General features: G+C 61.5%; 28 protein-coding genes, 1 pseudogene and 1 riboswitch. Of the genes and pseudogenes, 20 read left to right on the top strand and 9 right to left on the bottom strand.

The features are described from left to right. Positions 1 to 35: 35 nt before the first annotated feature. Positions 36 to 200 (bottom strand): DUF1214 domain-containing protein, encoded by a 165-nt coding sequence (locus tag RL_RS39140; protein ID WP_197729398.1) that lies wholly within the window; start codon positions 198 to 200, stop codon positions 36 to 38. A gap of 90 nt (positions 201 to 290) precedes the next feature. After that, on the bottom strand, positions 291 to 1,286 hold the full coding sequence (locus tag RL_RS15780) for an AraC family transcriptional regulator (RefSeq protein ID WP_011652568.1): 996 nt from the start codon (positions 1,284 to 1,286) through the stop codon (positions 291 to 293). Between the two features lie 68 nt (positions 1,287 to 1,354). Here RL_RS15780 and RL_RS15775 point away from each other — a divergent pair, with 68 nt between their 5' ends. Further along, positions 1,355 to 1,723 carry a DsrE family protein gene (locus RL_RS15775; protein ID WP_011652567.1) on the top strand — a complete coding sequence of 123 codons (369 nt, stop codon included), beginning with the start codon at positions 1,355 to 1,357 and terminating at the stop codon, positions 1,721 to 1,723. Between the two features lie 156 nt (positions 1,724 to 1,879). After that, positions 1,880 to 3,166 carry a bifunctional sulfur transferase/dioxygenase Blh gene (blh, locus tag RL_RS15770; protein WP_011652566.1) on the top strand — a complete coding sequence of 429 codons (1,287 nt, stop codon included), beginning with the start codon at positions 1,880 to 1,882 and terminating at the stop codon, positions 3,164 to 3,166. Positions 3,167 to 3,196: 30 nt separating this feature from the next. On the opposite strand, the gene RL_RS15765 is transcribed toward blh, so the two are convergent. Then, positions 3,197 to 3,580, bottom strand: a complete 384-nt coding sequence (locus tag RL_RS15765) for a type II toxin-antitoxin system VapC family toxin (RefSeq protein ID WP_011652565.1) — start codon at positions 3,578 to 3,580, stop codon at positions 3,197 to 3,199. Beyond that, positions 3,577 to 3,834 (bottom strand): type II toxin-antitoxin system Phd/YefM family antitoxin, encoded by a 258-nt coding sequence (locus RL_RS15760; RefSeq protein WP_011652564.1) that lies wholly within the window; start codon positions 3,832 to 3,834, stop codon positions 3,577 to 3,579. Before RL_RS15760 ends, RL_RS15765 begins: the two co-directional genes overlap by 4 nt. Before the next feature lie 202 nt (positions 3,835 to 4,036). Further along, positions 4,037 to 4,293: riboswitch (cobalamin riboswitch) on the top strand. A 177-nt stretch (positions 4,294 to 4,470) separates the two neighbouring features. Here RL_RS15760 and RL_RS15755 point away from each other — a divergent pair. Genes RL_RS15755 through RL_RS15745 form a run of 3 tightly spaced genes read left to right on the top strand, consistent with a single transcriptional unit; the run spans position 4,471 to position 7,285 of the window. Beyond that, positions 4,471 to 5,487 carry an ABC transporter substrate-binding protein gene (locus RL_RS15755; RefSeq protein ID WP_011652563.1) on the top strand — a complete coding sequence of 339 codons (1,017 nt, stop codon included), beginning with the start codon at positions 4,471 to 4,473 and terminating at the stop codon, positions 5,485 to 5,487. Continuing rightward, on the top strand, positions 5,484 to 6,524 hold the full coding sequence (locus RL_RS15750; RefSeq protein ID WP_041936380.1) for a FecCD family ABC transporter permease: 1,041 nt from the start codon (positions 5,484 to 5,486) through the stop codon (positions 6,522 to 6,524). Before RL_RS15755 ends, RL_RS15750 begins: the two co-directional genes overlap by 4 nt. Beyond that, entirely contained in the window at positions 6,521 to 7,285 is a 765-nt protein-coding gene (locus tag RL_RS15745) for an ABC transporter ATP-binding protein (RefSeq protein ID WP_011652561.1), read from the top strand. Before RL_RS15750 ends, RL_RS15745 begins: the two co-directional genes overlap by 4 nt. 142 nt (positions 7,286 to 7,427) lie before the next feature. Here the strand turns inward: RL_RS15745 and RL_RS15740 are convergent, their stop codons facing one another. Then, positions 7,428 to 7,919 (bottom strand): HIT family protein, encoded by a 492-nt coding sequence (locus RL_RS15740; protein WP_011652560.1) that lies wholly within the window; start codon positions 7,917 to 7,919, stop codon positions 7,428 to 7,430. A 226-nt stretch (positions 7,920 to 8,145) separates the two neighbouring features. On the opposite strand from RL_RS15740, the gene RL_RS15735 reads away from it, so the two are divergent. Further along, positions 8,146 to 9,087 (top strand): MYG1 family protein, encoded by a 942-nt coding sequence (locus RL_RS15735; RefSeq protein ID WP_011652559.1) that lies wholly within the window; start codon positions 8,146 to 8,148, stop codon positions 9,085 to 9,087. A 111-nt stretch (positions 9,088 to 9,198) separates the two neighbouring features. On the opposite strand, the gene RL_RS15730 is transcribed toward RL_RS15735, so the two are convergent. Next, on the bottom strand, positions 9,199 to 9,843 hold the full coding sequence (locus RL_RS15730; protein WP_011652558.1) for a LysE family translocator: 645 nt from the start codon (positions 9,841 to 9,843) through the stop codon (positions 9,199 to 9,201). A gap of 263 nt (positions 9,844 to 10,106) precedes the next feature. Here RL_RS15730 and RL_RS15725 point away from each other — a divergent pair, with 263 nt between their 5' ends. The 7 genes from RL_RS15725 to modA all read left to right on the top strand — a co-directional run bounded on the left by RL_RS15725 (position 10,107) and on the right by modA (position 15,911). Then, entirely contained in the window at positions 10,107 to 10,496 is a 390-nt protein-coding gene (locus RL_RS15725) for a c-type cytochrome (protein ID WP_003540937.1), read from the top strand. Positions 10,497 to 10,661: 165 nt separating this feature from the next. Further along, a complete protein-coding gene (locus RL_RS15720) occupies positions 10,662 to 11,480 on the top strand; it encodes a cytochrome c oxidase subunit II (RefSeq protein WP_011652557.1) in 819 nt (272 codons plus the stop codon). Between the two features lie 46 nt (positions 11,481 to 11,526). Continuing rightward, entirely contained in the window at positions 11,527 to 13,305 is a 1,779-nt protein-coding gene (gene ctaD / locus RL_RS15715) for a cytochrome c oxidase subunit I (RefSeq protein WP_003540933.1), read from the top strand. After that, a complete protein-coding gene (locus RL_RS15710; protein WP_011652556.1) occupies positions 13,302 to 14,021 on the top strand; it encodes a cytochrome c oxidase subunit 3 in 720 nt (239 codons plus the stop codon). The genes ctaD and RL_RS15710 overlap by 4 nt, the downstream gene beginning before the upstream one ends. Before the next feature lie 11 nt (positions 14,022 to 14,032). Next, entirely contained in the window at positions 14,033 to 14,752 is a 720-nt protein-coding gene (locus tag RL_RS15705) for a heme-copper oxidase subunit III family protein (RefSeq protein ID WP_011652555.1), read from the top strand. A gap of 25 nt (positions 14,753 to 14,777) precedes the next feature. Then, positions 14,778 to 15,140 (top strand): cytochrome C oxidase subunit IV family protein, encoded by a 363-nt coding sequence (locus RL_RS15700; protein WP_011652554.1) that lies wholly within the window; start codon positions 14,778 to 14,780, stop codon positions 15,138 to 15,140. Positions 15,141 to 15,182: 42 nt separating this feature from the next. Beyond that, a complete protein-coding gene (gene modA, locus RL_RS15695; protein ID WP_173364442.1) occupies positions 15,183 to 15,911 on the top strand; it encodes a molybdate ABC transporter substrate-binding protein in 729 nt (242 codons plus the stop codon). A gap of 57 nt (positions 15,912 to 15,968) precedes the next feature. Here modA and RL_RS15690 read toward each other — a convergent pair whose 3' ends face one another. Beyond that, positions 15,969 to 17,006, bottom strand: coding sequence for an AraC family transcriptional regulator (locus RL_RS15690; protein ID WP_011652552.1), 1,038 nt, complete (start codon positions 17,004 to 17,006; stop codon positions 15,969 to 15,971). Between the two features lie 121 nt (positions 17,007 to 17,127). On the opposite strand from RL_RS15690, the gene RL_RS15685 reads away from it, so the two are divergent. From RL_RS15685 to RL_RS15670, 5 genes and pseudogenes are all read left to right on the top strand, one after another. Then, a complete protein-coding gene (locus RL_RS15685) occupies positions 17,128 to 18,579 on the top strand; it encodes an APC family permease (RefSeq protein WP_011652551.1) in 1,452 nt (483 codons plus the stop codon). Continuing rightward, the gene (locus RL_RS40175; RefSeq protein WP_003540919.1) at positions 18,576 to 18,749 is read left to right on the top strand and encodes a hypothetical protein; all 174 of its coding nucleotides are present in this window, start codon (positions 18,576 to 18,578) and stop codon (positions 18,747 to 18,749) included. Before RL_RS15685 ends, RL_RS40175 begins: the two co-directional genes overlap by 4 nt. Before the next feature lie 76 nt (positions 18,750 to 18,825). Then, positions 18,826 to 20,814 carry a primary-amine oxidase gene (locus RL_RS15680; protein ID WP_011652550.1) on the top strand — a complete coding sequence of 663 codons (1,989 nt, stop codon included), beginning with the start codon at positions 18,826 to 18,828 and terminating at the stop codon, positions 20,812 to 20,814. Positions 20,815 to 21,225: 411 nt separating this feature from the next. Further along, positions 21,226 to 21,598 (top strand): annotated as a pseudogene (locus RL_RS15675) (FAD-dependent oxidoreductase); the annotation flags it as partial. 244 nt (positions 21,599 to 21,842) lie between these two features. After that, positions 21,843 to 22,424 carry a dienelactone hydrolase family protein gene (locus RL_RS15670; protein ID WP_011652549.1) on the top strand — a complete coding sequence of 194 codons (582 nt, stop codon included), beginning with the start codon at positions 21,843 to 21,845 and terminating at the stop codon, positions 22,422 to 22,424. 25 nt (positions 22,425 to 22,449) lie between these two features. Here RL_RS15670 and RL_RS15665 read toward each other — a convergent pair whose 3' ends face one another. Then, the gene (locus RL_RS15665) at positions 22,450 to 22,824 is read right to left on the bottom strand and encodes a VOC family protein (RefSeq protein WP_011652548.1); all 375 of its coding nucleotides are present in this window, start codon (positions 22,822 to 22,824) and stop codon (positions 22,450 to 22,452) included. An 8-nt stretch (positions 22,825 to 22,832) separates the two neighbouring features. Beyond that, positions 22,833 to 23,009, bottom strand: coding sequence for a hypothetical protein (locus tag RL_RS40170; RefSeq protein ID WP_003540910.1), 177 nt, complete (start codon positions 23,007 to 23,009; stop codon positions 22,833 to 22,835). A 263-nt stretch (positions 23,010 to 23,272) separates the two neighbouring features. On the opposite strand from RL_RS40170, the gene RL_RS15660 reads away from it, so the two are divergent. After that, positions 23,273 to 24,253, top strand: coding sequence for an SDR family oxidoreductase (locus RL_RS15660; protein WP_041936586.1), 981 nt, complete (start codon positions 23,273 to 23,275; stop codon positions 24,251 to 24,253). 249 nt (positions 24,254 to 24,502) lie between these two features. After that, on the top strand, positions 24,503 to 25,576 hold the full coding sequence (locus tag RL_RS15655) for a helix-turn-helix transcriptional regulator (protein ID WP_011652546.1): 1,074 nt from the start codon (positions 24,503 to 24,505) through the stop codon (positions 25,574 to 25,576). Positions 25,577 to 25,711 lie beyond the last annotated feature (135 nt).

Raw genomic sequence — 25,711 nt, 5'->3', positions numbered from 1 at the left:
TGCGTGCGAATGGCAATCTCGCGCCGGAAGCCCGCCTATTGCTTCACCGCCTTTATCTCTTCGAGCTTCCAGCTCTTGTCGAAATAGGCCTCCGTCGGGCTGTAGAAGCGGAAGATCGGGAACCAGCCCTTGCCGGGCACTATCCTGATCCAGTTTCCCTTCTCCTTCGGCGTTTCGGGGCCGAATTCTATGTCGCGCATCAGTCGTACCTCTGACCATATGCGAAGACTGGGCCAGAAACGTCGGCCGAGCGGAAGGCCGGTTTTCAGTCAAGGCGTGCGCACCGTGGGCTAATCCCGCGCCGTCGCGCGCCAGGCTGCCGGCGGGGTGGCGAAGGCGCGGGAGAAGGCGCGATTGAAGGCGGCTTCGGTGGCGTAGCCGGCGTCATAGGCGATCGCCGCGATCGGCTGGCCCGAGGTGGCGAGGGCGACACTTGCGACGTAGAGCCGCCAGTCCCTGATATAGCGGATCGGCGAGGTCGAGAGCATCGCCTGGAAGCGTTCGGCCAGCGCGCTTCGCGACATTCCCGATGCCGCAGCCAACTGCTCCAGCGACCAGTCGCGTTTGGGGTCGTCGTGGATGAGGGAGAGGCAGCGCGACAGCGCCGGATCGGCGAGTGCTGCCAGCCAGCCGATCGCATGCGGCTCGGCCATCATGATCTGGTGGCGCAGGATTTCGATGAAGATGATTTCCGTCAGTCGCGGCAGCATCGAGACGCCACCGGCACGCGGCCTGTCGACCTCCTCGACCATCTGGCGGATGGTGGCGCGCAGCCAGTCACCGTCATTGGCGGCCCGCGTCCTGACATGGATAAGGCTCGGCAGGGACTGCCGAAGCGGCGCGAAGCTCAGCCCATCCCACTGCAGATAGCCGCAGAGCAGCCGCACGCCCTGTGTCTCGTCGCCGTAGCGCAGCACGGGAATCTCACGCCATGGCTTCTGCGGCAGGTCGCGGGTCGGCAGTACCAGCATGCCGTCTCTGCCTGCGCCGAGCTGATGGCCGGTGCCGAAGGGGAAGACCAGCACGTCGCCGGCCTCCAGCGCGGTCTCTTCGCCTTCCGTCTTCAGCCAGCAGCGGCCCTCCACAACGATGTGAAACGGCATCGTGCCCGAGGCCTTGGCTAAAAGGCTTGCTAAGGCCGGCGTGGCATCGGTCTGCCAATCGCCAGTCGGCATGAAGCAGAACTGCAGCGATCCCGAAAGGCGGATCGTCGACAGCAGCGCCGACAGCACGTCGTCGCGCGCAACACCCGCAGCGTCTGGATTTTCGGACAAGGCTTCACGCATTCCGGCCAAATACGCGCGCCGCGCGTCCTCCTATCATCAGTGCGTTCAAACCGCTGAAGGAGAATACTATGCAAACTCAATGCGACAAACTGGTCGTGCTCGTCACCAAGGGCATCGAATCCGAACTGTCCTCCGTCGCCTTCACTATTGCCAATGGCGGCATCACCGCCGGGCTGAAGGTCTCGGTATTCCTCACCAGCACCGGGATCGACCTGGTGCGCAAGGGCGGCCAGCGGATGACGCATGTGCTGCCGCTTGATCCACTGTCTAGTCTGATCGAGAATTTCCAGCAGCGCGGCGGCACGATCTGGGCCTGTCCGCCCTGTGTGACCTCGCGCGGTTACAACAAGGAGGACCTGCTCGACGGCGTCGTCATCGTCGGCGCCAGCGCCATGCATGCCGAGATCAAGGAGGGGGCTGCGACGCTGTCGTTTTGACCGGGGAAAGCCGGGTCGGGCCGGCGTTGAGGACGCCGGCATCCTCAAACTTTGCTGATCTGCGGCATTCTGCGCTCAGAAATATACTTGTGTGATTGGGTCGATATACATGCGATACTGCATGACGAGGGCGGCGCGAGGCTTTCGGGGGCTTTAATGACATGCGTGAAGGTCAATGAACTGCTATCGGTGGCGGGGCAGCCCGACGCCGCAGCCTTCGCCGCTTTCGCCGCAGACGGCTTTGCCGCCGTCATCAATGCCCGGCCTGATGGCGAGGAGCCGGGGCAGCCGGGCAATACGGCGGAAAAAGCTTCCGCCGCGGCCGCCGGGCTTTCCTACAGTTTCGTGCCGGTGAAGGGGGCCGAGATCACCGAGGCCGATATCTTCGCCTTCCAGGCCACGATGGCGCAAGCGAAGGGGCCGGTCGTCGCCCATTGCAAGAGCGGCACACGGGCGTTGACGCTCCATGCGCTGGGCGAGGTGCTCGACGGGCGAATGAAGCCCGGGGATGTCGAAGCCTTCGGTCAAAACCTCGGCTTCGATCTTGCCGGCGCGCGACGTTTTCTGGAGAAGCGGGCAGGGCAGGCGCCTCATGTGACGGCCTTCTTCGAGCCCCGCACCTGCAGCGTGCAATATGTCGTTTCCGCCCCGAAGACGAAACGCTGTGCCATCATCGACCCGGTGCTCGATTTCGACGAGATGTCCGGGGCGACGGGGACGGCAAATGCCGATGCCATCCTCGCTCACATCGAAAGCGAAGGGCTGACGGTCGAGTGGATCCTCGACACCCATCCGCATGCCGATCATTTCTCCGCCGCGCATTATCTGCATGAGAAGACCGGTGCGCCGACGGCGATCGGCGCCCATGTCACCGATGTGCAGACGCTTTGGAAGGAGATTTATAACTGGCCGGCGCTTAAAACCGACGGTTCGCAATGGGACCAGCTGTTTGCCGATGGCGACACCTTCGAGATTGGCGGGCTTAAAGCCCGCGTGATGTTTTCGCCCGGACATACCCTTGCCTCCATCACCTATCTGATCGGTGACGCCGCCTTTGTGCACGATACTATGTTCACGCCGGATTCCGGCACGGCGCGCACGGATTTTCCGGGCGGCAGTGCTGCCGCCCTCTGGCAGTCGATCCAGGCCATCCTGTCGCTGCCCGAGGAGACTCGCCTCTTTTCCGGCCACGACTACCAGCCCGGCGGCCGGCACCCGCGCTGGGAAAGCACGGTGGCGGCGCAGAAGCGCGCCAATCCGCATATTGCAGGCATCGACGAGGCCGCTTTCGTGGCGCTGCGACAGGCGCGCGACCGCACGCTGCCGAAGCCGAAGCCGAAGCTGATGCTGCACGCGCTGCAGGTGAATATCCGCGGCGGGCGGCTGCCCGATCCGGAGGAGAACGGCCGGCGGTATCTGAAGATCCCGTTGGATGCGTTGTAGGGGCGGCCGGTGCTGCAACCGCCGCATCGTTCAAAGCGCGTTTTCTATATCGGTCTTAGCGAAGTCATCCCCCACAAATAGCAGCCGGCACCCATGTTCCCTAGCCACCTCGTAGGCGAAGCAGTCGCCGAAGTTCAGGCTTGCGGGGTGGGCGCCTTTGCCCCAGGTGCGGTAGGCTTCGGCGATGCGGCGGGCGGAGGCAGGGGTGACGGCGACGATTTCGAAGCCGAGGCCGTCGATCAGTTGTTCCATTTCATCGTCGACGTTGCGACGAGCCGAGACGATCAGGGCTTCGGCGACCGTGCCGGCGGAGATCAGGAGATCGTCTTCGGCTTCGAGGACGGCAATCAGGGCATCGGCCTGCGGTTCGCCAAGCACGATCGCCATCAGGGCGGAGGTGTCGACGGCGATCATTCGGGCAGGCCGTCATCGCTATAGAGGAAATCCTGGCTGCGTGCGGCCGGCGGTCCGTCGGCGGCTTTGGCATTGGCGGAGGCCCGCACCGCTTCCATGAGCATCCGGCGGGATTTCCGATCGGGCACTGCCCTCATCGGAACCAGCTTCACGGCGGCATGACCGTGCCGGGTGAGGATGACCTCGTCCCCGGCTTCGGCACGCCGGACCAGTTCGGTCAATTGCCCCTTGGCATCCGTCACAGACACTCGCATCGTTCGCACTCTCCAGGACCAGTGCAGACCAGTTTCTTCTAGAAAATTAGACCATTCGCTGGACCATATCAACGGATAATTTTCGCAGATCACGGATGGCGCGGGGCCAGTTCGCGCACCGAACGGCGGCATGAAGCCATGTGCGATATATCGCTGGCGGCATGCCACCTTCGGAATAATCATTGACGGCACATGGGCAGGCGACGTAACTGGGCGCGACGGTTCCCTGAAGATGACTCCAAGGGGATTAATAGGGAACACGGTGAGGACGACCCAGTAGGGACCGAGACCGTGGCTGCCCCCGCAACTGTAAGCGGATTGTCGATCATCTCAGAAGTGGCCAGCGACCGGCCATCTCTGAAGGGCTCATAGCCCTACCACTGCGAGATATCGCGGGAAGGAGGATGAAACGACGGATATCCGCAAGCCAGGAGACCTGCCGTCAATCACGATCCAATCAACCGGGCGGGGATGCCCGGACAAGGAACAGATATGATTGACCTGCTGAACCTTCGCCGAATTCCGGCATGCATCCGTCTCGATTGGGCCTCCTGCGGCTAGAGCACGCCTAAGCGTGCTTTCGGTCCGCGTATATGCGCGGAACGGCCGTGATTTTTCCCTTCATCGAGGTTTTCCATGCGCCAGATTCTCGCCACCATGACATTTGCCTTCGGGCTCGCCGGCCTTGCGGCACCAAGCCTTGCCGCGACCCGATATCCCTTGACCATCACCAATTGCGGCCAGCAGGTGACCTTCGAAAAGGCGCCGGCGAGGATCGTTTCGATCGGTCAGGGCATGACCGAAGTGCTCTTCTCGCTCGGCCTTGCCGACAAGATCGCCGGAACGGCCGTCTGGGTCGGTCCCGTCCTGCCGCAATATGCCGAGGCCAACAGCAAGATCAAACGGCTCGCCGACAATGATCCGAGCTTCGAATCTGTCGTCGGGCAGGAGCCCGACTTGGTGACGGCTGAGTTCGAATGGCATGTCGGCGCTCAGGGTTCGGTCGGCAAGCGGGAGCAGTTCAAGGATCTCGGGATCAATACCTATCTCGCGCCGGCCGATTGCGTCGCCAAGGTCAACACCGATGGCGGCGACGGCGTGCGCAAGGAGCTGTTTACGATGGACCTGATCTACCGAGAGATCGCCGAGCTCTCGGAGATTTTCGACGTGAAGGAGCGCGGCGATGCGCTGATTTCCAAGCTGAAGAAGCGCGAGGCGGATGCCGTCGCCTCGATATCAGGCGCCTCGGGCAAGAACCTGCCCGTCGTCTTCTGGTTCTCCAGCAAGGAGGTCAATGGCGACGCCTTCATCGCCGGTAAAAACAGCGCGCCCGCCTATATTCTGAAGACGATCGGCGCGAAGAACGTCGTCATGACGGAAGAGGAATGGCCGCTGGTCGGTTGGGAAACCATCGCCCAGGCGAACCCTGCCGTGATCGTGCTGGCGACCATGGACCGTCGCCGTTACGCCGCTGACGATCCCAAGGTCAAGGTCGATTTCCTCGAGAACGATCCTGTGACCAAGGAACTGGACGCGGTCAAAAACAAGCACTTCGTGATGATGGACGCGCAGTCGATGAACCCGACGATCCGCACGATCGACGGTATCGAGACATTGGCGAACGGCATCAAGTCCTTCGGCCTGGCGCAGTGAAGGCAGTGTCGGTCCGGCAACAGGGATGGTGGGCGCTTGCCGCGCTCACCATGGCAGCACTTCTCATGCTCGGGCTGATGATCAGTCTTGCCGTTTCGATCGGCGAGGTCGCCATCCCGCTTGCGACGACGGCGGAGGCGGTTTCGAACCGCTTGTTCGGAACGGATTTCGAGCTCAGCCGCATCCACCAGGGCATCGTCTGGGATTATCGTTTGAGCCGCGCGCTCGTCGCTGCAAGCGCCGGCGCGTCGCTCTCGCTCTCAGGCGCGATCCTGCAGGCGCTGCTGCGCAATCCGCTGGCCGAACCCTACGTGCTCGGCATCTCCGCCGGCGCCTCGACGGGGGCCGTCTGCGTGATGATCCTCGGTTTCGGCTACGGTGTTCTCGGCCTGTCGAGCGGCGCCTTCATCGGTGCGGTCATTGCCTTTCTGCTGGTCGGCATCCTGGCGACGGGTGCGGGGGGAACCGGCGAGCGCATCATCTTGTGCGGCGTCGCCGGTTCGCAGCTCTTCAATGCGCTCACCTCCTACATCGTGACGACGTCGGCCAATGCCGAGCAGGCGCGCGGCATCCTGTTCTGGCTGCTGGGTTCGCTCAGCGGAGTGCGCTGGCCCGATGTCTATCTGTCGGTGCCGATCGCGCTTGCCGGCTTCGTCATCTGCATGGCCCATGTGAGGGCGCTCGACGCCTTCGCCTTCGGTACGGATGCCGCCGCCTCGCTCGGCATTGCCGTACGCCGCGTCCAGATCGTGCTGTTCGCCATGACGGCGGCGATGACGGCAAGCGTCGTCAGCATGGTGGGTTCGATCGGATTCGTCGGCCTCGTCATCCCCCATGCCGCCCGCTTCCTCGTCGGGCCGGCGCATAGGCGGCTGCTGCCGGCAACGGCGCTCGGCGGCGCGATCTACATGGTCGGCGCCGATATCATTTCGCGCATCATCATACCGCAGCAGATCCTGCCGATCGGGGTCGTCACCGCGCTCTTCGGCGCACCGGCCTTCGCCGTCATCCTCTATCGCGTGCGGGGGAAGGCATGAGCATCAGCATCGACGAGGTGAGCTTTGCCGCCGGCAATATCGTCATCGTCAACGGCGTCAGCCTGACGGTGGAAAAGGGCAAGGTGCTCGGCCTGCTCGGGCCGAACGGTTCCGGCAAGTCGAGCCTTCTCAGATTGATCTGCCGGCTGCGCAGGGTTCGCAGCGGCATCATCCGGCTGGGTGACGACGACATTTCCTCGCTGCCGCGCGCCGCCCTTGCGCGTCGCGTCGCCTTCGTCGAGCAGCAGTCGACGACCGATACGCAATTGACCGTGCGCGACGTGGTGCGGCTCGGCCGCACGCCGCATCGCGGGCTGTTGTCGTCCTGGGGTGCCGGAGACGACGCCGCCGTCGACGAGGCCCTGTCGCGGGTGGGCATGCAGGAGAGGGCGGGCCAGCTCTGGCAGACGCTGTCGGGCGGCGAGCGTCAGCGCGTCCATATTGCCAGATCGCTGGCGCAGGCGCCGAGCGAACTGCTGCTCGACGAGCCGACCAACCATCTCGATATCCAGCATCAGCTCGACATTCTCTCGCTGATCTCGAAGCTCGGCATCACCTGCATCGTCGCGCTGCACGATCTCAACCTGGCGGCGATGTTCTGCGACAGGTTGGCGGTGATTCAGAAAGGCGAGGTCGTCGCCTCCGGTGCGCCGGAGGATGTGCTGACCGAGGATATGATCGGCCGGGTCTTCGGCGTTCGCGCCCATGTCCAGAAATCGGCCGTGCACGGCCGGCATCATATCCAGTACCTCATGGATTGACCGATGGCCGGGAATTTCGATCTCAAGGAGGGATTGTTGGTCGAGACGGTCGGAGACCTTCGACCTCGCTTTCGGCCACAGGATGCCAGGGGTCACAAGGCCGGCGCTGTCTCTTCATGCATGCCGTCATGAGTACAAAGATCTAGAGCGGCGGAAACCGCATTGCCTCCCGCAGCAACTTGATAGCCTCTGAGACCGAAGGCCCTCTGACTGGCGGCGGCTCTGCGCGTTCACAGAACTCTCGCCAGACAAACAGCGTCAGTTCTGCGCCATCCGTTGCAGTTTCCCCCGGTCCCTCTGCAAAATTCTCGAGCAGGCGATATCGAGCGTCCTTCCAGAACAACTCCTCCACCCAGTCATATATCGGGATCACATGGAAATGGATCGGATAACCGGGCGCGTGTCCATACCGGCCGATATAGACGCGCTGAGCATTCAATTGCCGTTTCAGCGTACTCTGAGCCCTTGCGAGCAATGGGCCGAATTCGGCCAAAGCGTCTTCGGGCAGATCCGACAGATCGTTGGTGTCGGTCTTGGAACTGATCATGAGGTAACCGGGGAGGGCGGAGTTCATGCGGTGGTTCACAAGCCATCCGGCCGTCTCGACAACGTGAAAATGCTGAGGGATCTCCATGGACTGCCTCGTACTCCCGATGCACCTTCAGGGGCTTCGATGAAACCAGCTAGAGACCGGTATTTTGGCGACGTGCGAAAGGACGCTATAACACATTGGATTGCTGCATAATTTTATCATTAAATCGACTCCGGTTTAAGGTATGGGTTGAGATAGCTGCCGGCAACGGCTATCTCCAGCCGACCTGCAAGCGGTTCGTCCGCGAACGACAAGGCGCATAGTTCCCATGATCCCCGATTTCCTCGTCACCCATTCCGGTGGCTTTCATGCCGACGAATTGCTGTCGAGCGTCATCCTGACCCGGCTTTTCCCGCAGGCGCGTATCGTTCGGAGCCGGGCGCCGGAGTGGATCACGCCGGGCGAAGACCGGATCATCTACGATGTCGGCGGAGCCTATGACCCAGCTGCCGGGATATTCGATCACCACCAGCGCGGAGCGCCGCTGCGCGACGATGGCCAGCCTTACAGCTCCTTCGGGCTGATCTGGAAGCATTACGGCCGTGATTATCTCGCAGCCTCCGACCTTCCCGAAGCACATGTCGAGGCGATGCATGGCTCTTTCGACGCCGGCTTCGTGCTGCCGGTCGATCTGACTGATAATGGCGCGCTCAGCCCATCCGGGCCGCTGGCCGGGCTGACGCTGCCGGCGCTGCTGGAGACCCTGAAACCGGTTTTCGACGAGACGGACCCAGAGGCCGACGATCGTGCCTTCCATGCGGCCCTTGCTATTGCCCGCAGTTTCATCGAGGCCAGGATCGCCCAGAGTGCCGCGAAGTTGCGGGCCGAGGCGATCGTGCATCGGGCAATCGAGGCTGCGGGGCAGGGGCGTGTTTTGGAATTGCCGAGGGGCATGCCCTTCCGTCCCGCCATCGTCAAGGCGGGCGCCGATCAGCTGCTGTTCGTCGTTCACCCGCGCGAAAAGGATTGGTGCGTGACCGGCATCCGCCGCGCCGAGGACGGGTTCGAGCTCAGGGCCGACCTGCCGGCGGCCTGGGCCGGGCTCACCAATGGTGCACTGGAGGCGGTTTGCGGCATTGAGGGCGCAAGCTTCTGCCACAACGGCCGCTTCATTGCCGCTGCCAGGACCCGCGAAGCCGCTCTCGCCATGGCCGAGCTGGCGGTAAAGGAGGCGCTTTCGATCGGGGCGCAGTCAAATGGCGGCAGCTGAGGTCGCGTTGAAGGTATCATATCCGGTCCTGGCGGCAGGTCGCTGATCCTGTTGCCGCCCTGCGGACGTTCGGCCTGCCTTTCCGTGACGAAGGCGGTTTGCCCGTCTTCGCTATCCGGCCTGCAATGTCGCCATCTTGGCTCCGAAGCCGATGAAGACCACGCCTGTCGCGGCTTTCAGCCAGCGCTGGAAGCGCTGGTTGCGCGCAGCTCTGGCGAGCCTCGCAAAGATCATGACCATCGAGCCGAACCAGATGACGTTGAGGCTGGCATGGACGGTGACCAGAAGGAAAGCCTCGCCGATCGCGGCCCGGCCATTGGCGTCGTGGTGGATGAACTGCGGGAAGACCGCGAGGTAGAACATCGACACCTTCGGATTCAGGGCGTTGGTGAGGAAACCCTCGAGGACGGCACGGGGGAGGTGCCTTACCTTACGGGAAGGGGTCACTGACGTTACGGCAGCATAACCGCGCCAGGCGCCGACCAGCGCCTTGATACCGATCCAACAGAGATAGGCGGCGCCAATCATCTTGACGACGAGGAAGGCCTGCGCCGACTGCGCCAGCAGCAGTGAGATGCCGCAGATCGACAGGGTGCCGTGCACATAGAAGGCGGCGACGAAGCCGGCAATATTGGCGAAACCGGCGCCACGCCCCGAGGTGGGCACCGTCTTGGCGATGAGGACGCCGTTGGGGCCGGGGGAAATGATCAGCAACGCGGCGACGAAAGCAAAAGACAGAATTTCAGCAATCGACATTGCGCGCCTTTCCTGGGCCCGGTTTCGCCTGTGGGGGCTTCGAGCAAGTCTGTCGTCGCCGATACCGGCGTCAATATCCAATGTTCAAGGGTGACGGACCCTCCTGGGAGGACTGGAACAGGCCCGGCCAGCGTCCAAATTGTGGAAACGATTGACTTGCACCCGCGAAAGACTAAGCTTTATACCATAGCAACCACCACCCACACGCGAGAGATACCGGAGGGTGCAAGTGGCTGGCGACCTTGAGGAGGATGAGGTTTGCCGTGGATTACCGTGTTGTTCTGCTGATCGCCACATCCGTCATTGCTCTTTCCCCTGCTGACGCCGGGGCGCAGGAGGGCGATGCGACGGCGGGTGCTGCCGTTTTTAAGAAATGCGTGACCTGTCATGTCGCCGATTCCGATACGAACAAGGTTGGCCCGTCGTTGAACGGGTTGTTCGGCCGGAAGGCCGGAACGCATCCCAATTACGCCTATTCGGCCGGGATGAAGGCGGCCGGCGAGGGCGGTCTCGTCTGGGACGAGACGGTGCTGCGTGACTATCTGCACAATCCGAAGGGGAAGGTGAAGGGTACGAAGATGGCCTTCGTCGGGGTGAAGGACGACCAGGAAATCACCAATCTCATCGCCTATCTCAAACAATATTCCAAGTGATGGGCAATATTCCCAGCGACGAGCAATACTCCAAATGGCGGCTCGCGGCCGGGGGCGCATGCCTAAATTGCCGTAATTGCCGATATTTTCTATCTGTGCGATAATAAACACGGACTTTTTGCGGAATGCGGTTTCACGGGTCGACCTGCTCGAGGAGGAGCGGACATGGCTGTCGTGCTGATCCTCGTCCTGATTGTCGTCGGCTCCGTGCTGTTCCATGTGCTGAGCCCGTGGTGGTGGACGCCGATCGCGTCCAACTGGACCTATATCGACACCACCCTCGTCATCACCTTCTGGATCACCGGCATCGTCTTCGTGGCGGTGGTTTCGTTCATGGCCTATTGCGTCTTCCGCTTCCGGCACAAGCCCGGCAACCGGGCACATTACGAGCCCGAGAACCGCAGGCTGGAATTGCTGCTGGGAGGGGGAACGGCGCTCGGCGTTGCGGCGATGCTGGCGCCCGGCCTGATCGTGTGGAACCAGTTCATCACAGTGCCTGCCGATGCCGCATCGGTCGAGGTCGTCAGCCAACAGTGGCTGTGGAGTTTCCGGCTGCCGGGAGCCGACGGAAAGCTCGGCCGCGCCGAGACCGGCGACGTCACCCCCGAAAACCCGCTCGGCCTTGATAAAAACGACGCAAGCGGCCTTGACGACGTCATCATCGAGGGCGGCGAGCTACATCTGCCGATCGGCAAGCCGGTGCACATATTGCTGCGCTCGGTCGATGTGCTCCATGATTTCTACGTGCCGGAATTCCGCGCCAAGATGGACATGATACCCGGCATGATCACCTATTTCTGGTTCACGCCGACGCGGACAGGGACCTTCGACATCCTCTGCGCCGAACTCTGTGGCGTCGGCCATGGGCAAATGCGCGGCACCGTCGTTGTCGAGGAGGATGCGGACTACCAGACCTGGCTCGGGCAGCAGCAGACATTCACCCAGCTTACGGCGTCATCGGGAGAGATGCCGCCGGCAAACTGAACCCCCAGCGGTCGCAGACCGCTGGGAGACGAAGGGGAGAGAGATCATGGTCGAGATTCCATCCGACAGCGCAGGCGCCATCCCCTCTGCTGAAGTCGAGGATGTCGAGCTCTATCATCCGAAAAGCTGGTGGACAAAATATGTGTTCAGCCAGGATGCCAAGATCATCGCCGTGCAATATTCGCTGACGGCGATCGCAATCGGCCTAGTGGCGCTGGTGCTCTCCTGGCTGATGCGGATTCAGCTCGCCTTTCCCGGCTATTTCACCTTCATCGATGCCGATCATTATTATCAGTTCATCACCATGCACGGCATGATCATGGTGATCTATCTGCTGACCGCACTGTTCCTCGGCGGCTTCGGCAATTACCTCATTCCGCTGATGGTCGGCGCGCGCGATATGGTGTTTCCATACGCCAACATGCTGAGCTATTGGATTTACCTGCTCGCAGTGCTGATCCTCGCTGCGGGCTTCTTCGCCCCCGGCGGCCCGACGGGGGCCGGCTGGACGCTCTATCCGCCACAGGCCGTTCTCTCCGGCACGCCTGGCGGCAAGGACTGGGGTATCCTGCTGATGCTCTCCTCGCTGATCGTCTTCATCATCGGCTTCACCATGGGTGGGCTGAACTATGTGGTGACCGTGCTACAGGGGCGGGCGCGCGGCATGACACTGATGCGCATGCCGCTCACCGTCTGGGGCATCTTCACAGCGACCGTCATGGCGCTGCTCGCCTTTCCCGCCCTCTTCGTCGCCTGTGTCATGATGATGTTCGATCGCCTGCTCGGCACCAGCTTCTTCATGCCTGCCATCGTCGAAATGGGCACGCAGCTGCAGCATGGCGGCGGCAGCCCGATCCTCTTCCAGCACCTCTTCTGGTTCTTCGGGCATCCGGAGGTCTACATCGTCGCATTGCCTGCCTTCGGCATCGTTTCGGACCTGATCAGCACGCATGCGCGCAAGAACATCTTCGGCTACCGCATGATGGTCTGGGCGATCGTCATCATCGGCGCGCTCAGCTTCGTCGTCTGGGCGCACCACATGTATGTCAGCGGCATGAACCCTGCCTTCGGCTTCTTCTTCGCCACGACGACGCTGATCATCGCCGTCCCAACGGCGATCAAGGTCTATAACTGGGTGCTGACGCTGTGGCGCGGCGACATCCACCTGACGCTACCGATGCTCTTTGCGCTCGCCTTCATCGTTACCTTCGTCAATGGCGGGCTGACCGGCCTGTTCCTCGGCAACGTCGTCGTCGACGTGCCGCTGTCGGACACGATGTTCGTCGTCGCGCATTTCCACATGGTCATGGGTGTGGCGCCGATCCTCGTCATCTTCGGGGCGATCTATCACTGGTATCCGAAGGTGACGGGACGCATGCTGAACGACGTGCTCGGCCATATCCACTTCTGGATCACCTTTCTCGGCACCTATGCGATCTTCTTTCCGATGCACTATCTCGGCCTGCTCGGCGTGCCGCGCCGCTACTTCGAGATGGGAGAGACGGCCTTCGTTCCGCCTTCGGCCCATACGCTGAATATCTTCATCACCGTCATGGCGCTGATCGTCGGAGCCGGACAGATGGTCTTCCTGTTCAATCTGGTCTGGAGCCTTTTCCGGGGCAAGGAGTCCGGTGGCAATCCGTGGCGGGCAACGACGCTCGAATGGCAGACGCCGCAGACGCCGCCCGCCCATGGCAACTGGGGCAAGGATCTGCCGGTCGTCTACCGCTGGGCCTATGACTACAGCGTGCCCGGGGCGGCCGAGGACTTCATTCCGCAGACGGTGCCGTCAGGCGGCGGCGTCACACGGGAGGTCCACGCATGAACGTCATGCTGATCTTCCTTGCCGCAGTCGCCGCCATTATCTTCTGGTGGCTTTCCGGGCAGCGGTTGACCTCGAAGCCCTGGCTGGAAACCGGGTCGGTGCAACTGCCGGGTCATGACGGTGCCGAGCGGCAAAGGCTGCCGGCGCCGGCGGTGAAAATCGGGCTCTTCGTGTTTCTCGGCGTCGTCGGCGCTGTCTTCAGCCTTGCCGTCAGCGCCTATTTCATGCGCATGGCGTCGACCGACTGGTGGGCGACGCCTGTTCCCCGGCTGCTCTGGGTGAACACTGCGGCGCTGGCCTTAAGCAGCGCTGCCCTGCAATGGGCGAAAAGAGAAGCAGTGCATGGCCGCATGGAGGTGTTGCGACCGGCGCTTGCTGCAGGGCTTGCGCTTGCCATCTTCTTCCTCGTCGGACAGATCCAGGCATGGCGAGAGCTGACGGCGGCCGGGTACGTGCTGGCCGATAACCCTTCCAACAGCTTCTTCTACATGCTGACCGGGCTGCACGGCCTGCATATCCTCGGCGGGCTTGCCGTGCTCGCGCACACGACGGTCAGGGCATTTTCAACGGCTGTGGCGACGGACAGGCTGCGCCTCAGCGTCGATCTTTCCGCCATCTACTCGCATTTCATGCTCGCCGTCTGGCTGTTGCTCTTCGCGCTCTTTGCCGGATGGGCGAATGATTTCGTCGATCTCTGCCGCACACTGCTCAGTTAGGAGATTTGCAGATGGCACATCCTGTCCAGACACACGGCGAGCCAGGCCTCAGCCCGGTCGGCCTGCGCGGTGTCGCGGCCGATTTTAGCTCGGATCAGCGCGCCTTCAAGACCGCCTCCTGGGGCAAGGCGATGATGTGGATCTTTCTCTTGAGCGACACCTTCGTCTTCGGCTGTTTCCTCATCGCCTATATGACGGCCCGGATGTCGACGCCGGTTGCATGGCCCAATCCGAGCGAGGTCTTCGCGCTGCATATCGGCGGCCAGGACGTGCCGCTGATCCTGATCGCGATCATGACTTTCGTGCTGATCTCGAGCAGCGGCACCATGGCGATGGCGGTCAATTTCGGCTATCGCCGCGACCGCCGCATGACTGCCATGCTGATGCTGCTCACGGCCGTTCTCGGCGCAGGCTTCGTCGGCATGCAGGCCTTCGAATGGACGAAGCTGATCACTGAAGGCGTGCGCCCCTGGGAAAACCCGTGGGGCGCGGCACAGTTCGGATCGACCTTCTTCATGATAACAGGCTTTCACGGCACCCATGTCACGATCGGCGTCATCTTTCTGCTGATCGTCGCCCGCAAGGTCTGGCGGGGCGATTTCGACGTGGAACGGCGCGGCTTCTTCACCAGCCGGAAAGGCCGCTACGAGGCCGTCGAGATCATGGGCCTCTATTGGCACTTCGTCGACCTGGTCTGGGTCTTCATCTTCGCGTTTTTTTATCTGTGGTAGGGCTTCTATCCGTGGTGAGGTCGTCATGAACGAGACAACGGCGCATGCACAAAGCCAAATGGTGGCACAAACACACACCGGACAGCAGCACCCGATCCGGCTCTATCTCTTCGTCTGGGGCCTGCTCTTCGTGCTCAGCGCCTTTTCCTACATGGTCGATTATTTCGGCATCCAGGGTTATCTCAGGTGGACGCTGATCCTCATCTTCATGATGCTGAAGGCGGGGCTGATCGTCGCCATCTTCATGCACATGGCCTGGGAACGGCTGGCGCTCGTCTACGCCATCCTGCTGCCGCCGCTGCTGGTGCTGGTCTTCGTGGCGCTGATGGTATCGGAAGCGGACTACACGATCTTCACCCGGCTCGCCTTCTTTGGGGCGGCGCCGTAGGGTCTGTTGGACAGGATGGACAGATCGGAGCGGAGTTCGGCCATGACCCAGGAAATCCGCCTTTTTGGCGCTATTGCGGTCCGACCCGCCGTCCTTGCTCTCATATCCCAGTTCGAAACGGACACAGGATTCACAGTTGCGGTCAAGTGGGAGCTCAATCCTGTCGTCAAGAAGCAGATTGAAGCTGGGGAGCCTTTTGACCTCGTCATCACCAATCCGAACCTGGTTGAGGATCTGGCCGTCTTGGGAAAAGTCAAGGCGGGGAGCGAGGTCGCGTTCGGCCGGATAGCAATGGGGGTGGCGGCCAAGGCAGGCGGTCGGCCGCTCGACATCGGGTCGGTGGAAGCATTCAAACATGCGTTGAAGAGCGCCAGATCGATCGCCTACGCCAGTGAAGGAACGAGCGGCGGCTACTTCTCCGGTTTGCTGGAACGCTTGGGAATAGCCGATGAGGTGAAGCCCAAGCTGGTGGCCATATCAGGAGGGCAGACAGCGCCGGCCGTAGGCCGTGGGGAGGCCGAGTTGGGCGTCGTTCCCGTGACTTCGATTCTCGCCGCCGCTCCCGAGGTCATGCTTGTCGGTCGGTTTCCGGCAGAACTCCAAAGTTACATTGACTTCGCTATTGGCATCAGCGCCGATTCAACGGACGCAGAAGCTGCCAGGCAGCTGTCGGAATTTCTGACGTCGACAGCCGTTGATGACATCCTGGCGGCAAAGGGCGTCGAGCGCCACCAGCGGGCAGGCGTAACGCTCAAGAGAGCCTCATCCTGAGGCGCTCCGAAGGAGCCTCGAAGGGCGAGGCGGGTGGTCCGGGCCGTGCATCTTCGATCAACGTCTCGAAGATAGGTGGTTTCCCTTCTTCTCCCAGGACCGTAGCGCACGCCAGAGCACCGTGTTGTCTGCGTAACCCAGCACGCGCGCAATCTCGGACATCGGTGCGGCATGTCGGTCGCCGAGATAGTGGGCGGCGAGTGTCTGGCGGTGCTGGCGAACGAGATCGCGAAGCGACACGCCTTCCTCCGACAGCCGGCGCTGCAGGCTTCGCGTCGACATCTTCAGTTCGGCGGCAAGCGTTGCGACCGTGACCGGTTTGCGGCCGAGATAGATGCTGATCAGAGCCTGGACCTTTTCCGTGACGATATCGCCGGCCGCCGGCTCGTTGACCAGATCGCCGATATGCCGCTCCAGGATTTCGATCAGGCTTTTGTCTTCCGCACGGTGCACACGGTCAGCCTCCGCCTTGTTCATGACGATCCGGTTGCCAGATTGGCCGAACAGGATGGGCGCGCCACAGATGCGTTCCAGCACGCCGGCGTCGCGCGGGGCGTGATGCTCGAGCTGGATTTCGATCGGCCGCCAGCCACGGCGGAAGCACGAACGGACGAGCTGACAGGAGGCGGCGATCGTGAATTCGCTGTCCTGCCGGCGCGGCCACATCGCTGGATCGACGATCCGATAGCTCCAGACAAAATCGCCATTTTCCTCGAACACGCCGGAACTGGTCGCGCCCTGGACCGCGTTGACATATTTCGACAGCCGCTCGAAAGCGCTGCGAATGGTCGGCGAGAGCGCGAAGACCATGCCGATGGGGCCGATGTCGGCGGGCTTGAACCCGGTGCCCATGCGGGCTCCCAGTGCCGGCTCGCCGGTTATCGTCGCGGCCTCCTCGAAAAGCGCGACATAACGCGCCATGGGCAGGACAGCGTAGGGATCTTCCAATTGCGAGCGCAGAATGCCGTGCGAAGCGAGAAGAAGGTCGGTTTTCCCGGATCTTTTATCGATTTGTTGCACCAGCGGGATCAAGACGGAGGCTCGAATTGAAGCAACTGCGGGCATGCGGCTGATCAAATGCGATGCAACTGCCATTTTCAGCGTCTCCGGTGACCTTCGTGGCGCGAATTATCGATTCATTGGCATAAACTGCAATTTCGGGGCCAGATCGCCGCGCTTACCTTCTTGGCAACAAACAAGCAAAGAGGGGTTCTCCATGACACTGGAAGCAAGCATGCCCGCACCATCATTGCCGGAGCGTCGTCTGGCCAGGGACTCGGTGGGCCTCGCCCATATCGTGTTCTTCGTCGTTGCCGCGGCCGCGCCGCTGACGGCCGTCGTCGGCGCTTCGCCGGCCGCTTTTGCCTTTGGCAACGGCGCAGGCGTCCCCGGCGCTTTCGTGCTCGCCGGCCTGCTCTACCTTCTCTTCTCGATCGGCTTCACCGCCATGAGCCGGCATGTGGGCGGGGCAGGGGCGTTCTACACCTATATCACCCATGGCATCGGCAAGCCGGCTGGCGTGGGTGGCGCCTTCATGGCGCTGGTCACCTATAGCGCGGTTCAGATCGCCATTTATGGCCTGTTCGGTTTCTTCATGGCCAATGCCATAGCGCCGCTCGGACTTGTTCTGCCCTGGTGGGCCTGGGCCTTCGCGGCACTGGTCGTCGTGCTGGTCTGCGGTCAGCGCAACATCGCCTTCTCAGGCGCGATCCTCGGCGTCTGCATGATTGCCGAAATCGCCATATTGCTGGTTCTGGATCTTGCCATCGTCTTTTCAGGCGGCGGACCGGAAGGCATCAGCTTCTCCTCCTTTGCGCCATCGTCGGTCTTTGCGCCCGGTCTCGGCGTGGCGCTGGTCTTCGTCATCGGTTCCTTCATCGGCTTCGAAGCGACGGCCATTTTCGGCGAGGAAGCCGAAGATCCGGAAAAGACCATTCCCCGCGCCACCTATGTCGCTGTGCTGCTGATTACCCTCTTCTATGCCTTCTCCACCTGGGCCATCGTCCAATTCTACGGTCCGGGCAAGGTGCAGGCCGCTGCTGCTGCCAGCCTCGACAGCTTCTACTTCACCGCCGCCAATTCCGTGCTTGGCCCATGGTCGAGCCAGGTGATGAACGTGCTGTTGATCACCAGCCTGTTTGCCTGCATCCTGTCCTTCCACAATACGCTCAACCGCTATTTCTTCGCTCTCGGCCGTGAAGGTCTAGCCGCCAAGGTGCTTGGCAAGGTTCACACCAAACATGGCTCCCCCTATGCTGCAGGTCTTCTGCAAAGTCTGGTCGCGGCCGTCGTCCTTGCCGTGTTCGTGATCTTCGGTGCCGATCCCTACACTGTCGTGTTCTCGTGGATGGCAGCGCTGGCAGGTATCGGTATCCTGCTGGTGCAGGTGCTGGTCTCCGTCGCGATCATCATGTTCTTTCGCAAGACGCCGAACAGCTACAGCGCCTGGACCACGATGACCGCGCCAGTGCTGGCGCTGCTCGGTCTCATAGGTTCGCTGGTGCTGGTCAGTTCCAATCTTTCACTCCTTTCCGGCAGCGAAAGCCTGATCGTCAAGGCTTTCCCCTATGCCATGGTGCTGGTGGGCATTCTTGGCGCGCTGTTTGCGATCCGGGTCAAGAGATCCAAGCCCGCTCTCTACGCCTCGCTTGGAAAGGTCTTCGAATGAGTGCGGTTGCTGAATTTTCACCCGTCGATCGCCTTCTGGTTCTCGCGGTCGCGATCCTCGCCGGCGCAACATTGCTGGTTGCCGTCGAGGCACACGCCTTCTGCTCTCTGTTCTGCATTCATGCAGACCAGATGATGATCGAGACGCAGATCTGCTCCGGCCGATCCTGATCACCGCAGCTAGCGACGCGCCATGCTGCGTCGTCTCTTCCGAAACCAAGAGGCCAAAAACCAAAGAGGTATATCCATGGACGCCGTTGTCGCAGTCACCCATCCGCTTGATCCTCTGAGCCTCGACGAGATCGCTTCTGCCGTTGCCATACTCAAGGATACGCAGACACTCGCAGCCACCTTCCGCTTTCCGATCACCCGGCTGGAGGAGCCGACCAAGGCAGATCTTGCCGCCTATCGCCTGGGCGACAGGCTGCCGCGGCTCGCCTTCATCCTGGCAATTGACATCAGCAATGGCGAAACCTTCGAGGGTATCGTAGACCTGACTGCCGGCACGGTATCCTCCTATATCCGGCTGCCTCTCGATGAACTGCCCTACGGTCAGCCGCCGATCATGCTGTGCGAATTCGAAACCGTTGAAGGCACCGTCAAATCCGATCCGCGCTGGATCGCTGCCGTCAAGAAGCGCGGCATTACCGATGAGGATATTCCGCTCATCCAGATCGATCCTTTTTCCTCGGGCTATTTTGGCCGCGAATTCGAGAAGGGAAAGCGCATCGTCCGCGCCGTGTCCTATTGGCGCGAGGATGTCCGTGACAACGGCTACGCGCATCCGATCGAGGGCGTGGTGGCGGTGGTCGATCTGATCACCAACCGGGTGGTCGATCTCGTCGACGACGAGAAGATCATTCCGGTCCCGAAGAAGAAGCGCAATTATGGCCGCGAAACCTTCCCGGAACAGCGGCCCGATCTCACGCCGCTGCATATCGTTCAGCCGCAAGGGCCGAGCTTTACGGTCGACGGCTGGAAAGTCGAATGGCAGAACTGGAGTTTCCGTGTCGGTTTCACCCCGCGCGAAGGCCTCGTTCTGCATGAACTCGGCATCAAGGATCAGGGCAGGCTGCGGCCCGTCGTCTTTCGCGCCAGTGTCACCGAAATGGTCGTGCCCTATGCCGATCCGACCGCGAACCACTATTGGAAGAGCGCCTTCGATGCCGGCGAATATGGCCTTGGACGCCTGGCCAATTGCCTCGAACTCGGCTGCGACTGCCTCGGCCATATTCACTATTTCGACGTGCCGGCGGCGGATGATCTCGGCCAGCCTTTCATCATGAAGAACGCCATCTGCATGCATGAGGAGGATTACGGAATCCTCTGGAAGCATTACGAATTCCGCAACGGTATTTTCGAAGTGCGCCGTTCGCGCCGCCTCGTCATCTCCTTCTTCGCAACCGTCGGCAACTATGATTACGGCTTCTACTGGTATCTCTACCAGGACGGCACGATCCAGCTCGAAGCCAAGCTCACCGGCATCATCCAGACGGCGGCGGTCGCGACCGGCGAAACCTATCCATGGGGCGGCATGGTTGATGACAATCTCGGCGGTCCGACCCACCAGCATTTTTTCAATGCGCGCCTGCACATGGATGTCGATGGCGGCGACAATACCGTGACCGAGCATGAGTTCGTGCCGCGTCCCTGGGGTGAAGATAATCCCTATGGCAATGTCTTCGATACCAGGAGCCGTGTGCTGAAGCGCGAACTCGATTCGCCGGCAGTCGCCAATGGCGAGACCGGCCGCTATTGGAAAGTCTCCAACCCCAACATAAAGAACAGCGTCGGCAAGGCGCCGGGCTACAAGATTGTCGTCATGCCGTCGCCGGTCATGCTTGCCCAGCCGGATTCGACCGTTGCCCAGCGCGGCGGCTTCGCCAAGAAACACATCTGGGTCACGGCCTTCGATGCCAGGGAAAAATACGCGAGCGGCGATTATCCGAACGTGCATGCCGGCGGCGACGGCCTGCCGGGTTATGTCAAGCAGAACCGCGACATCGAGAATGCCGATGTCGTGCTCTGGCATTCCTTCGGCCATACCCATGTCTGCAAGCCCGAGGATTTTCCAATCATGCCCGTGGAATATGCCGGCTTCACGCTGAAACCGAACGGCTTCTTCGCATCCAACATCGCCATGGACCTGCCGCCGGAAGAAAACAGCCAGAGCGTCGACAATCGCCTGCAGCGTTCGGCCGATGACACCGGAAACGGTTCCTGCTGCCACACATAGCTGTACGGCTGTTCCTTTTTAAATAGCTTTTTGGTAGTCCGACGGATTGTAAGAAGGGCAGGGTTGGGCGGCTGCGAATACGCGACCGTCCAGGCTGAGGGGAAAGCCGATGTCACATCTTGACTCGCTCCGGCGCTCCCGCCCTGACGGGGCTTCCCCGTCAGGTCAGGCCTTCAGAAGAGAATATCTTCTGTTGCCGATCGAGTGCCCCGCGGCTATGTTGCCCACGTCGGAAAAGGCATGACTTGGTGTGGTTGGCCCAAGTCCTTTCGGAAACGAAAGCTCTGTTCCTTGCCTCGTGCATGAGTTCTCCACGACGAACACGGACGCTGCTCAAGCGTCCCATTGTTCGTCCGTGTGGTTCTCGAAACGACGAACTGCTCCGGTCGAACGACCATAAAGGAGTAGTTCATGCCCGATTTTCTTATGATTCATGATGTTGTGATTGCTGGTGCAGGCCCTGTCGGTCTGTTTCTAGCCTGTGAACTGCGGCTGGCCGGCCTCTCAGTGTTGGTGCTGGAACAGACCGAACACCCGCATTCGCCCTTGAAGCGGCTGCCGTTCGGCATGCGCGGTCTTTCCGCGCCGACCATCGAAGCCTTCTACCGTCGCGGGCTGCTGGATGACATGACAGCGCCGCAACGCGAAAAAGATCAATCGACGTCGGCGCATTGGATGCAACAGCCGCGCCGCCCATTTCGCCGGCATTCAGTTCTTCCACGACACCATCGACACCACGACGTGGCCCTATCGCCTGCCAGGTCCGGCCGGTATCAGCATGGCGAAGCCGCGCAGGCAGCATCGCGGTGGTTCGGCAAAGCCTGAAACTATGAATGGAGCAATCAATGTACAGGTCTCGGAAAGGTTCTTCAGCCTTATCAGTCCGGTAGAGCGTCAGGAGGTTTCCCGCCGATCGGTTTTCGGCGGGTTTGCAGATGTTACTTCGGCAAGGTGTCCGCACTCTTCCAGGCAAGGCGGCGACGCTGTAGAGTGGCGATGCGCCCGACCGTCCCGCCCGGAGTCTCCTTATGGCTGAGATCCTGTTGTTCCATCACGCACAGGGGCTGACCCCCGGTGTGCGCTCGTTTGCCGACGATATCAGGGCAACCGGTCACATCGTGCACACGCCTGATCTGTTTGACGGGCGCACATTCCCAAGCATCGAAGCGGGGATCGCCTATATCGGCGAGATCGGATTCGACGCCATGCGGGAGCGCGGCGTGCGCCTCGCCAACGAATTGCCGCCCACGCTGATCTATGCCGGGTTCTCGTTCGGGGTGCTGCCGGCGCAGAAGCTGGCGCAGACGCGGCCCGGCGCCCGCGGGGCTCTGCTCTTCTACTCCTGCCTGGCGATCAGCGGCGAGTGGGCCTTCGGACCTTGGCCGGACGGTGTTCCGGTGCAGATCCACGGCATGGACAACGATCCGATCTTCGTCGGCGAGGGCGACATCGACGCCGCTCGCGAGATCGTGGAGAAGGTCGAGGACGCGGAGCTTTTCCTGTACCCAGGCGATCAGCACTACTTTGCCGACAGCTCGCTGCCGTCCTATGATGCGGATGCGACCGCGCTGCTCACCCTCCGCGTGATCGAGTTCCTGAATCGTGTCTGACCCAGACATTCCGGCCCGGATCGGACTATTCGGACGCCACGCAGAAATTGTTGCCTTCGGGATCATTCAAGACCGTATAGCCATCCGCTTCGCGGACGAAGCTCGCTCCGAGGGATAAAAGCCGTTCTACCTCCCTGGCCCGATCGGAGGTGGCAATATCGAGATGAAGCCGGTTGCGGGCGGGGCGTTCCCCTTGGCGAAGGTGGAAGCAAAGGCGGGTTCCGGGACCTTCGACCATCACGGTCGGGTCAGTCTCGGGTGTCAATCCGAGGGCGGCAAGACGGGCCAGTTCTTCGTCGTCATATGGCACCACGTCGTAGCCATCGAGCGCCTCCGCCCAGAACCGGGCGACACGCGAGGGAATGTCGCAATCAATGACGATTTCTTTCAGCCTTGCCATGGAACCCTTCAAGAATTGTTGGGCCGGCGACGGCAAACGCGTTCGACGAGAGCGCCACCGACGGCCGGCAGCAATGCGAAAAGCACGAGCTGCGGTGTCTCCGTCAGCGCCAACAGGCCAGACATGAGGAAGGCGACCAATAATCCTGCCAGCACCCCGGCTGCATAGGGCAGATAGTCCTTCAAGAAAGCCTCCGTCTTGTGCTGATCTCAAACAGAAGGGCATTATTGGCTTGAGATAGAGATCTTTGCGGTATCGGCAATGGCTGGTTGCGGCTGAACCTCACGTCGTCCGATTGGCTTATGCGGAATGCCACCACGTTGGTTTACGGGACCGGTCGACCCAGACGACGTGAGCCGGTGCACGTGTTTTGCAGGAGACGACCGATTTCTTTCGCGCTATGAAGACTACTGCATATCCCGCCACATCCGACACCGAGGTCCTTCACATGGCTTTGAAAATCCTTTTCGTTGGCGGTACTGGCCAGATTTCATATCCATGCGTCGAGCGTGCCGTGGTGCAGGGCCACAATGTCAGCGTCTATAACCGCAGCTTGAGAGGCGACCCATTGCCTGCGGGGGTTACCTCGATCGTCGGCGATCTCGCGGCTCCCACCTATGCGGACTTGGCCAAGGCCAATTATGACGTCGTGTGCCAGTTCATTGCCTTTACGCCCGATCAAGTCGCGCGTGACATCGATGTGTTTGCCGGGCACTGCGGCCAGTACATCTTCATCTCTTCGGCTTCGGTCTATGAAAAGCCGCCGCGTCACTATCTGATTACCGAGCAGACACCGGCGATCAACCCCTATTGGCGCTATAGCCAGGACAAGATTGCCTGTGAGACGCTGCTCAAGAATTCCGAGAATCTTGCCTGGACCATCGTCCGTCCCAGTCACACTGTTCGCACCGGCCTGCCCATCATGATGGGCGACAGCGACGTCATGGCGAGACGCATGCTGGACGGCCAGCCCACCATCGTGGCGGGCGATGGCCACACGCCCTGGACACTGACGCGCTCGGTTGATTTCGCGGTGCCCTTTGTCGGGCTTTTCGGCAAGCCGGCGGCGTTGAACGAGATCTTCCACATCACCTCCGACCGCGCCCATATCTGGGACGATATTCAAAAGACGATCGCCAGATTGCTTGATGTCGAGGCCAGGATCGTACACGTGCCGACGGACACCCTGGTCCGCTACAATCCGGAGTGGGTTGGGCCGCTGCGGGGCGACAAGGCATGGTCGGCGATCTTTGACAATTCAAAGGTCAAAAGCGTGGCGGGCGAATTCACCTGCGCCGAAAGCCTTGATGAAATACTGGCGGAGCCGATCATGCATCTCAAGCAGCGCCTGGCCAAGAACCGTCCGCCAAGGGGCGATCTCGATGCTTTGGTCGATCGGATTTGCGCAGCACAAAGCGCTCTCGGCTAGGCAGGCCCTCGTAGAGCGCGTGCAGGGTATTTTATGATCCGCGTTCGCCTGTCGGGGTGCGCCTTTGCGGAATGCCAACCGGCGCACGCTTCGCCACAATGATCGTGGCCACTTGCCCTCGACGCAGAAACTGCACGGCGGCCCCGGACCGTCGGATGAGGGATGGCACGGCATATCGCTCACAAAAAATCCCAGCCTAAAACGCGTCCTAAAACATGATGGAGGTCGCGCCGGCTGAGGATCTCGGCAATGATGGCCATCCATTCGCCACTCCGATCCTATCAGGCCATGCTGTTCATTCCGCTTCCCTTCGTCGTTGCTCTGCTGCTGCTCATCCTCTTCGTCACCGTCCTCAGGCGCGACGAGGAGGCGCAGCCCAACCTGCCGTTTCTGGCACTGATCCTGCTCGCCGTGCTGCAATCCCTCCTCTCCGGCCTGCGCTGGGGCTACGGGGTGCAGGCGGTGGGCGTGATCATGCCTGTCACCGCGGCGATGGTGCCGCCGCTTGCCTATGCCGGGGTTTCCAGGCTGGTGAGGACGAGCCGGCGGCCGCTGCCGACGCGCATTGCACTGCATGCGGTGCCCGCCGCGGTCATCCTGCTTTTGATGGTGTTCCGGCGGGATGCGATCGATCTCGCGCTGGTGCTTGTTTTCGTCGGCTATGCCCTAGCGATCCTGCTTCTGATGCGGCCGGGGGCCGATGCGCTTCGGCTTGCGCCCTTCGAGGGAGCGGTGCCGGCCTATCGGGCCATCATCTTCGCGGCGGTGGCGCTGTGCCTGTCGGCCTCGGTCGATATCTTCGTCTTTTTCGATTTCACATGGGCGCATGGCGAGCATGCGCTGACGCTGATCAGCGTCAGTAACCTCGCCGTTCTCGTCATCCTCGGTATTGCGGCAGCCGCCGCCAGCCGAAGCCGGGCGCCGGCCGAGACAATGGAGGCGGTGCTGAAGTCCGAAACGACCGAAGACAAGGAGACGATCGCCACGGTCGATGCGCTGATGGAGGCAAAAAAACTCTATCGCGATGCCAATCTCAATCTCGACCGGCTGGCTCGCAAGGCCGGCATTCCCGCCCGCCAGATCTCGGCGGCGATCAACCGGGCGATGGACAAGAACGTCTCGCAATATGTCAATGACTACAGGATCGGCGAGGCCTGTCGGCTGCTTGCCGCGACCCAGAAATCGGTGACCGAGGTGATGTTCGAGGTCGGCTTCCAGACCAAGTCCAACTTCAACCGCGAATTCCGCCGCGTCACGGATATGACGCCGCTTGCCTGGCGGGAGAGGAAGGGCGGATCCGGCGTCTCTTCGGCTTCTTCCTGAAGTGACGCCTGTCCTCTCTTCAGCCTCATCCTGAGCGCCGCCCGTAGGGACCTCGAAGGACGGGGCTGGCCACCGGCGCTTCATCCAGCCAGTCTGCACCCACGCAATCACCAGCCCTCGTGGTTCGAGACGGCC

Source organism: Rhizobium johnstonii 3841 (assembly GCF_000009265.1).
Lineage (GTDB): Bacteria > Pseudomonadota > Alphaproteobacteria > Rhizobiales > Rhizobiaceae > Rhizobium > Rhizobium acaciae.
This window is presented reverse-complemented; position numbering and strand designations above follow the sequence as displayed.

Coding starts and splice junctions, on each gene's coding strand:
- RL_RS39140 (WP_197729398.1), bottom strand. CDS start 200: ATGCGCGACATAGAATTCGGCCCCGAAACGCCGAAGGAGAAGGGAAAC.
- RL_RS15780 (WP_011652568.1), bottom strand. CDS start 1,286: ATGCGTGAAGCCTTGTCCGAAAATCCAGACGCTGCGGGTGTTGCGCGC.
- RL_RS15775 (WP_011652567.1), top strand. CDS start 1,355: ATGCAAACTCAATGCGACAAACTGGTCGTGCTCGTCACCAAGGGCATC.
- blh (WP_011652566.1), top strand. CDS start 1,880: ATGACATGCGTGAAGGTCAATGAACTGCTATCGGTGGCGGGGCAGCCC.
- RL_RS15765 (WP_011652565.1), bottom strand. CDS start 3,580: ATGATCGCCGTCGACACCTCCGCCCTGATGGCGATCGTGCTTGGCGAA.
- RL_RS15760 (WP_011652564.1), bottom strand. CDS start 3,834: ATGCGAGTGTCTGTGACGGATGCCAAGGGGCAATTGACCGAACTGGTC.
- RL_RS15755 (WP_011652563.1), top strand. CDS start 4,471: ATGCGCCAGATTCTCGCCACCATGACATTTGCCTTCGGGCTCGCCGGC.
- RL_RS15745 (WP_011652561.1), top strand. CDS start 6,521: ATGAGCATCAGCATCGACGAGGTGAGCTTTGCCGCCGGCAATATCGTC.
- RL_RS15740 (WP_011652560.1), bottom strand. CDS start 7,919: ATGGAGATCCCTCAGCATTTTCACGTTGTCGAGACGGCCGGATGGCTT.
- RL_RS15735 (WP_011652559.1), top strand. CDS start 8,146: ATGATCCCCGATTTCCTCGTCACCCATTCCGGTGGCTTTCATGCCGAC.
- RL_RS15730 (WP_011652558.1), bottom strand. CDS start 9,843: ATGTCGATTGCTGAAATTCTGTCTTTTGCTTTCGTCGCCGCGTTGCTG.
- RL_RS15720 (WP_011652557.1), top strand. CDS start 10,662: ATGGCTGTCGTGCTGATCCTCGTCCTGATTGTCGTCGGCTCCGTGCTG.
- ctaD (WP_003540933.1), top strand. CDS start 11,527: ATGGTCGAGATTCCATCCGACAGCGCAGGCGCCATCCCCTCTGCTGAA.
- RL_RS15710 (WP_011652556.1), top strand. CDS start 13,302: ATGAACGTCATGCTGATCTTCCTTGCCGCAGTCGCCGCCATTATCTTC.
- RL_RS15705 (WP_011652555.1), top strand. CDS start 14,033: ATGGCACATCCTGTCCAGACACACGGCGAGCCAGGCCTCAGCCCGGTC.
- RL_RS15700 (WP_011652554.1), top strand. CDS start 14,778: ATGAACGAGACAACGGCGCATGCACAAAGCCAAATGGTGGCACAAACA.
- modA (WP_173364442.1), top strand. CDS start 15,183: ATGACCCAGGAAATCCGCCTTTTTGGCGCTATTGCGGTCCGACCCGCC.
- RL_RS15690 (WP_011652552.1), bottom strand. CDS start 17,006: ATGGCAGTTGCATCGCATTTGATCAGCCGCATGCCCGCAGTTGCTTCA.
- RL_RS15685 (WP_011652551.1), top strand. CDS start 17,128: ATGACACTGGAAGCAAGCATGCCCGCACCATCATTGCCGGAGCGTCGT.
- RL_RS40175 (WP_003540919.1), top strand. CDS start 18,576: ATGAGTGCGGTTGCTGAATTTTCACCCGTCGATCGCCTTCTGGTTCTC.
- RL_RS15680 (WP_011652550.1), top strand. CDS start 18,826: ATGGACGCCGTTGTCGCAGTCACCCATCCGCTTGATCCTCTGAGCCTC.
- RL_RS15670 (WP_011652549.1), top strand. CDS start 21,843: ATGGCTGAGATCCTGTTGTTCCATCACGCACAGGGGCTGACCCCCGGT.
- RL_RS15665 (WP_011652548.1), bottom strand. CDS start 22,824: ATGGCAAGGCTGAAAGAAATCGTCATTGATTGCGACATTCCCTCGCGT.
- RL_RS15660 (WP_041936586.1), top strand. CDS start 23,273: ATGGCTTTGAAAATCCTTTTCGTTGGCGGTACTGGCCAGATTTCATAT.
- RL_RS15655 (WP_011652546.1), top strand. CDS start 24,503: ATGATGGCCATCCATTCGCCACTCCGATCCTATCAGGCCATGCTGTTC.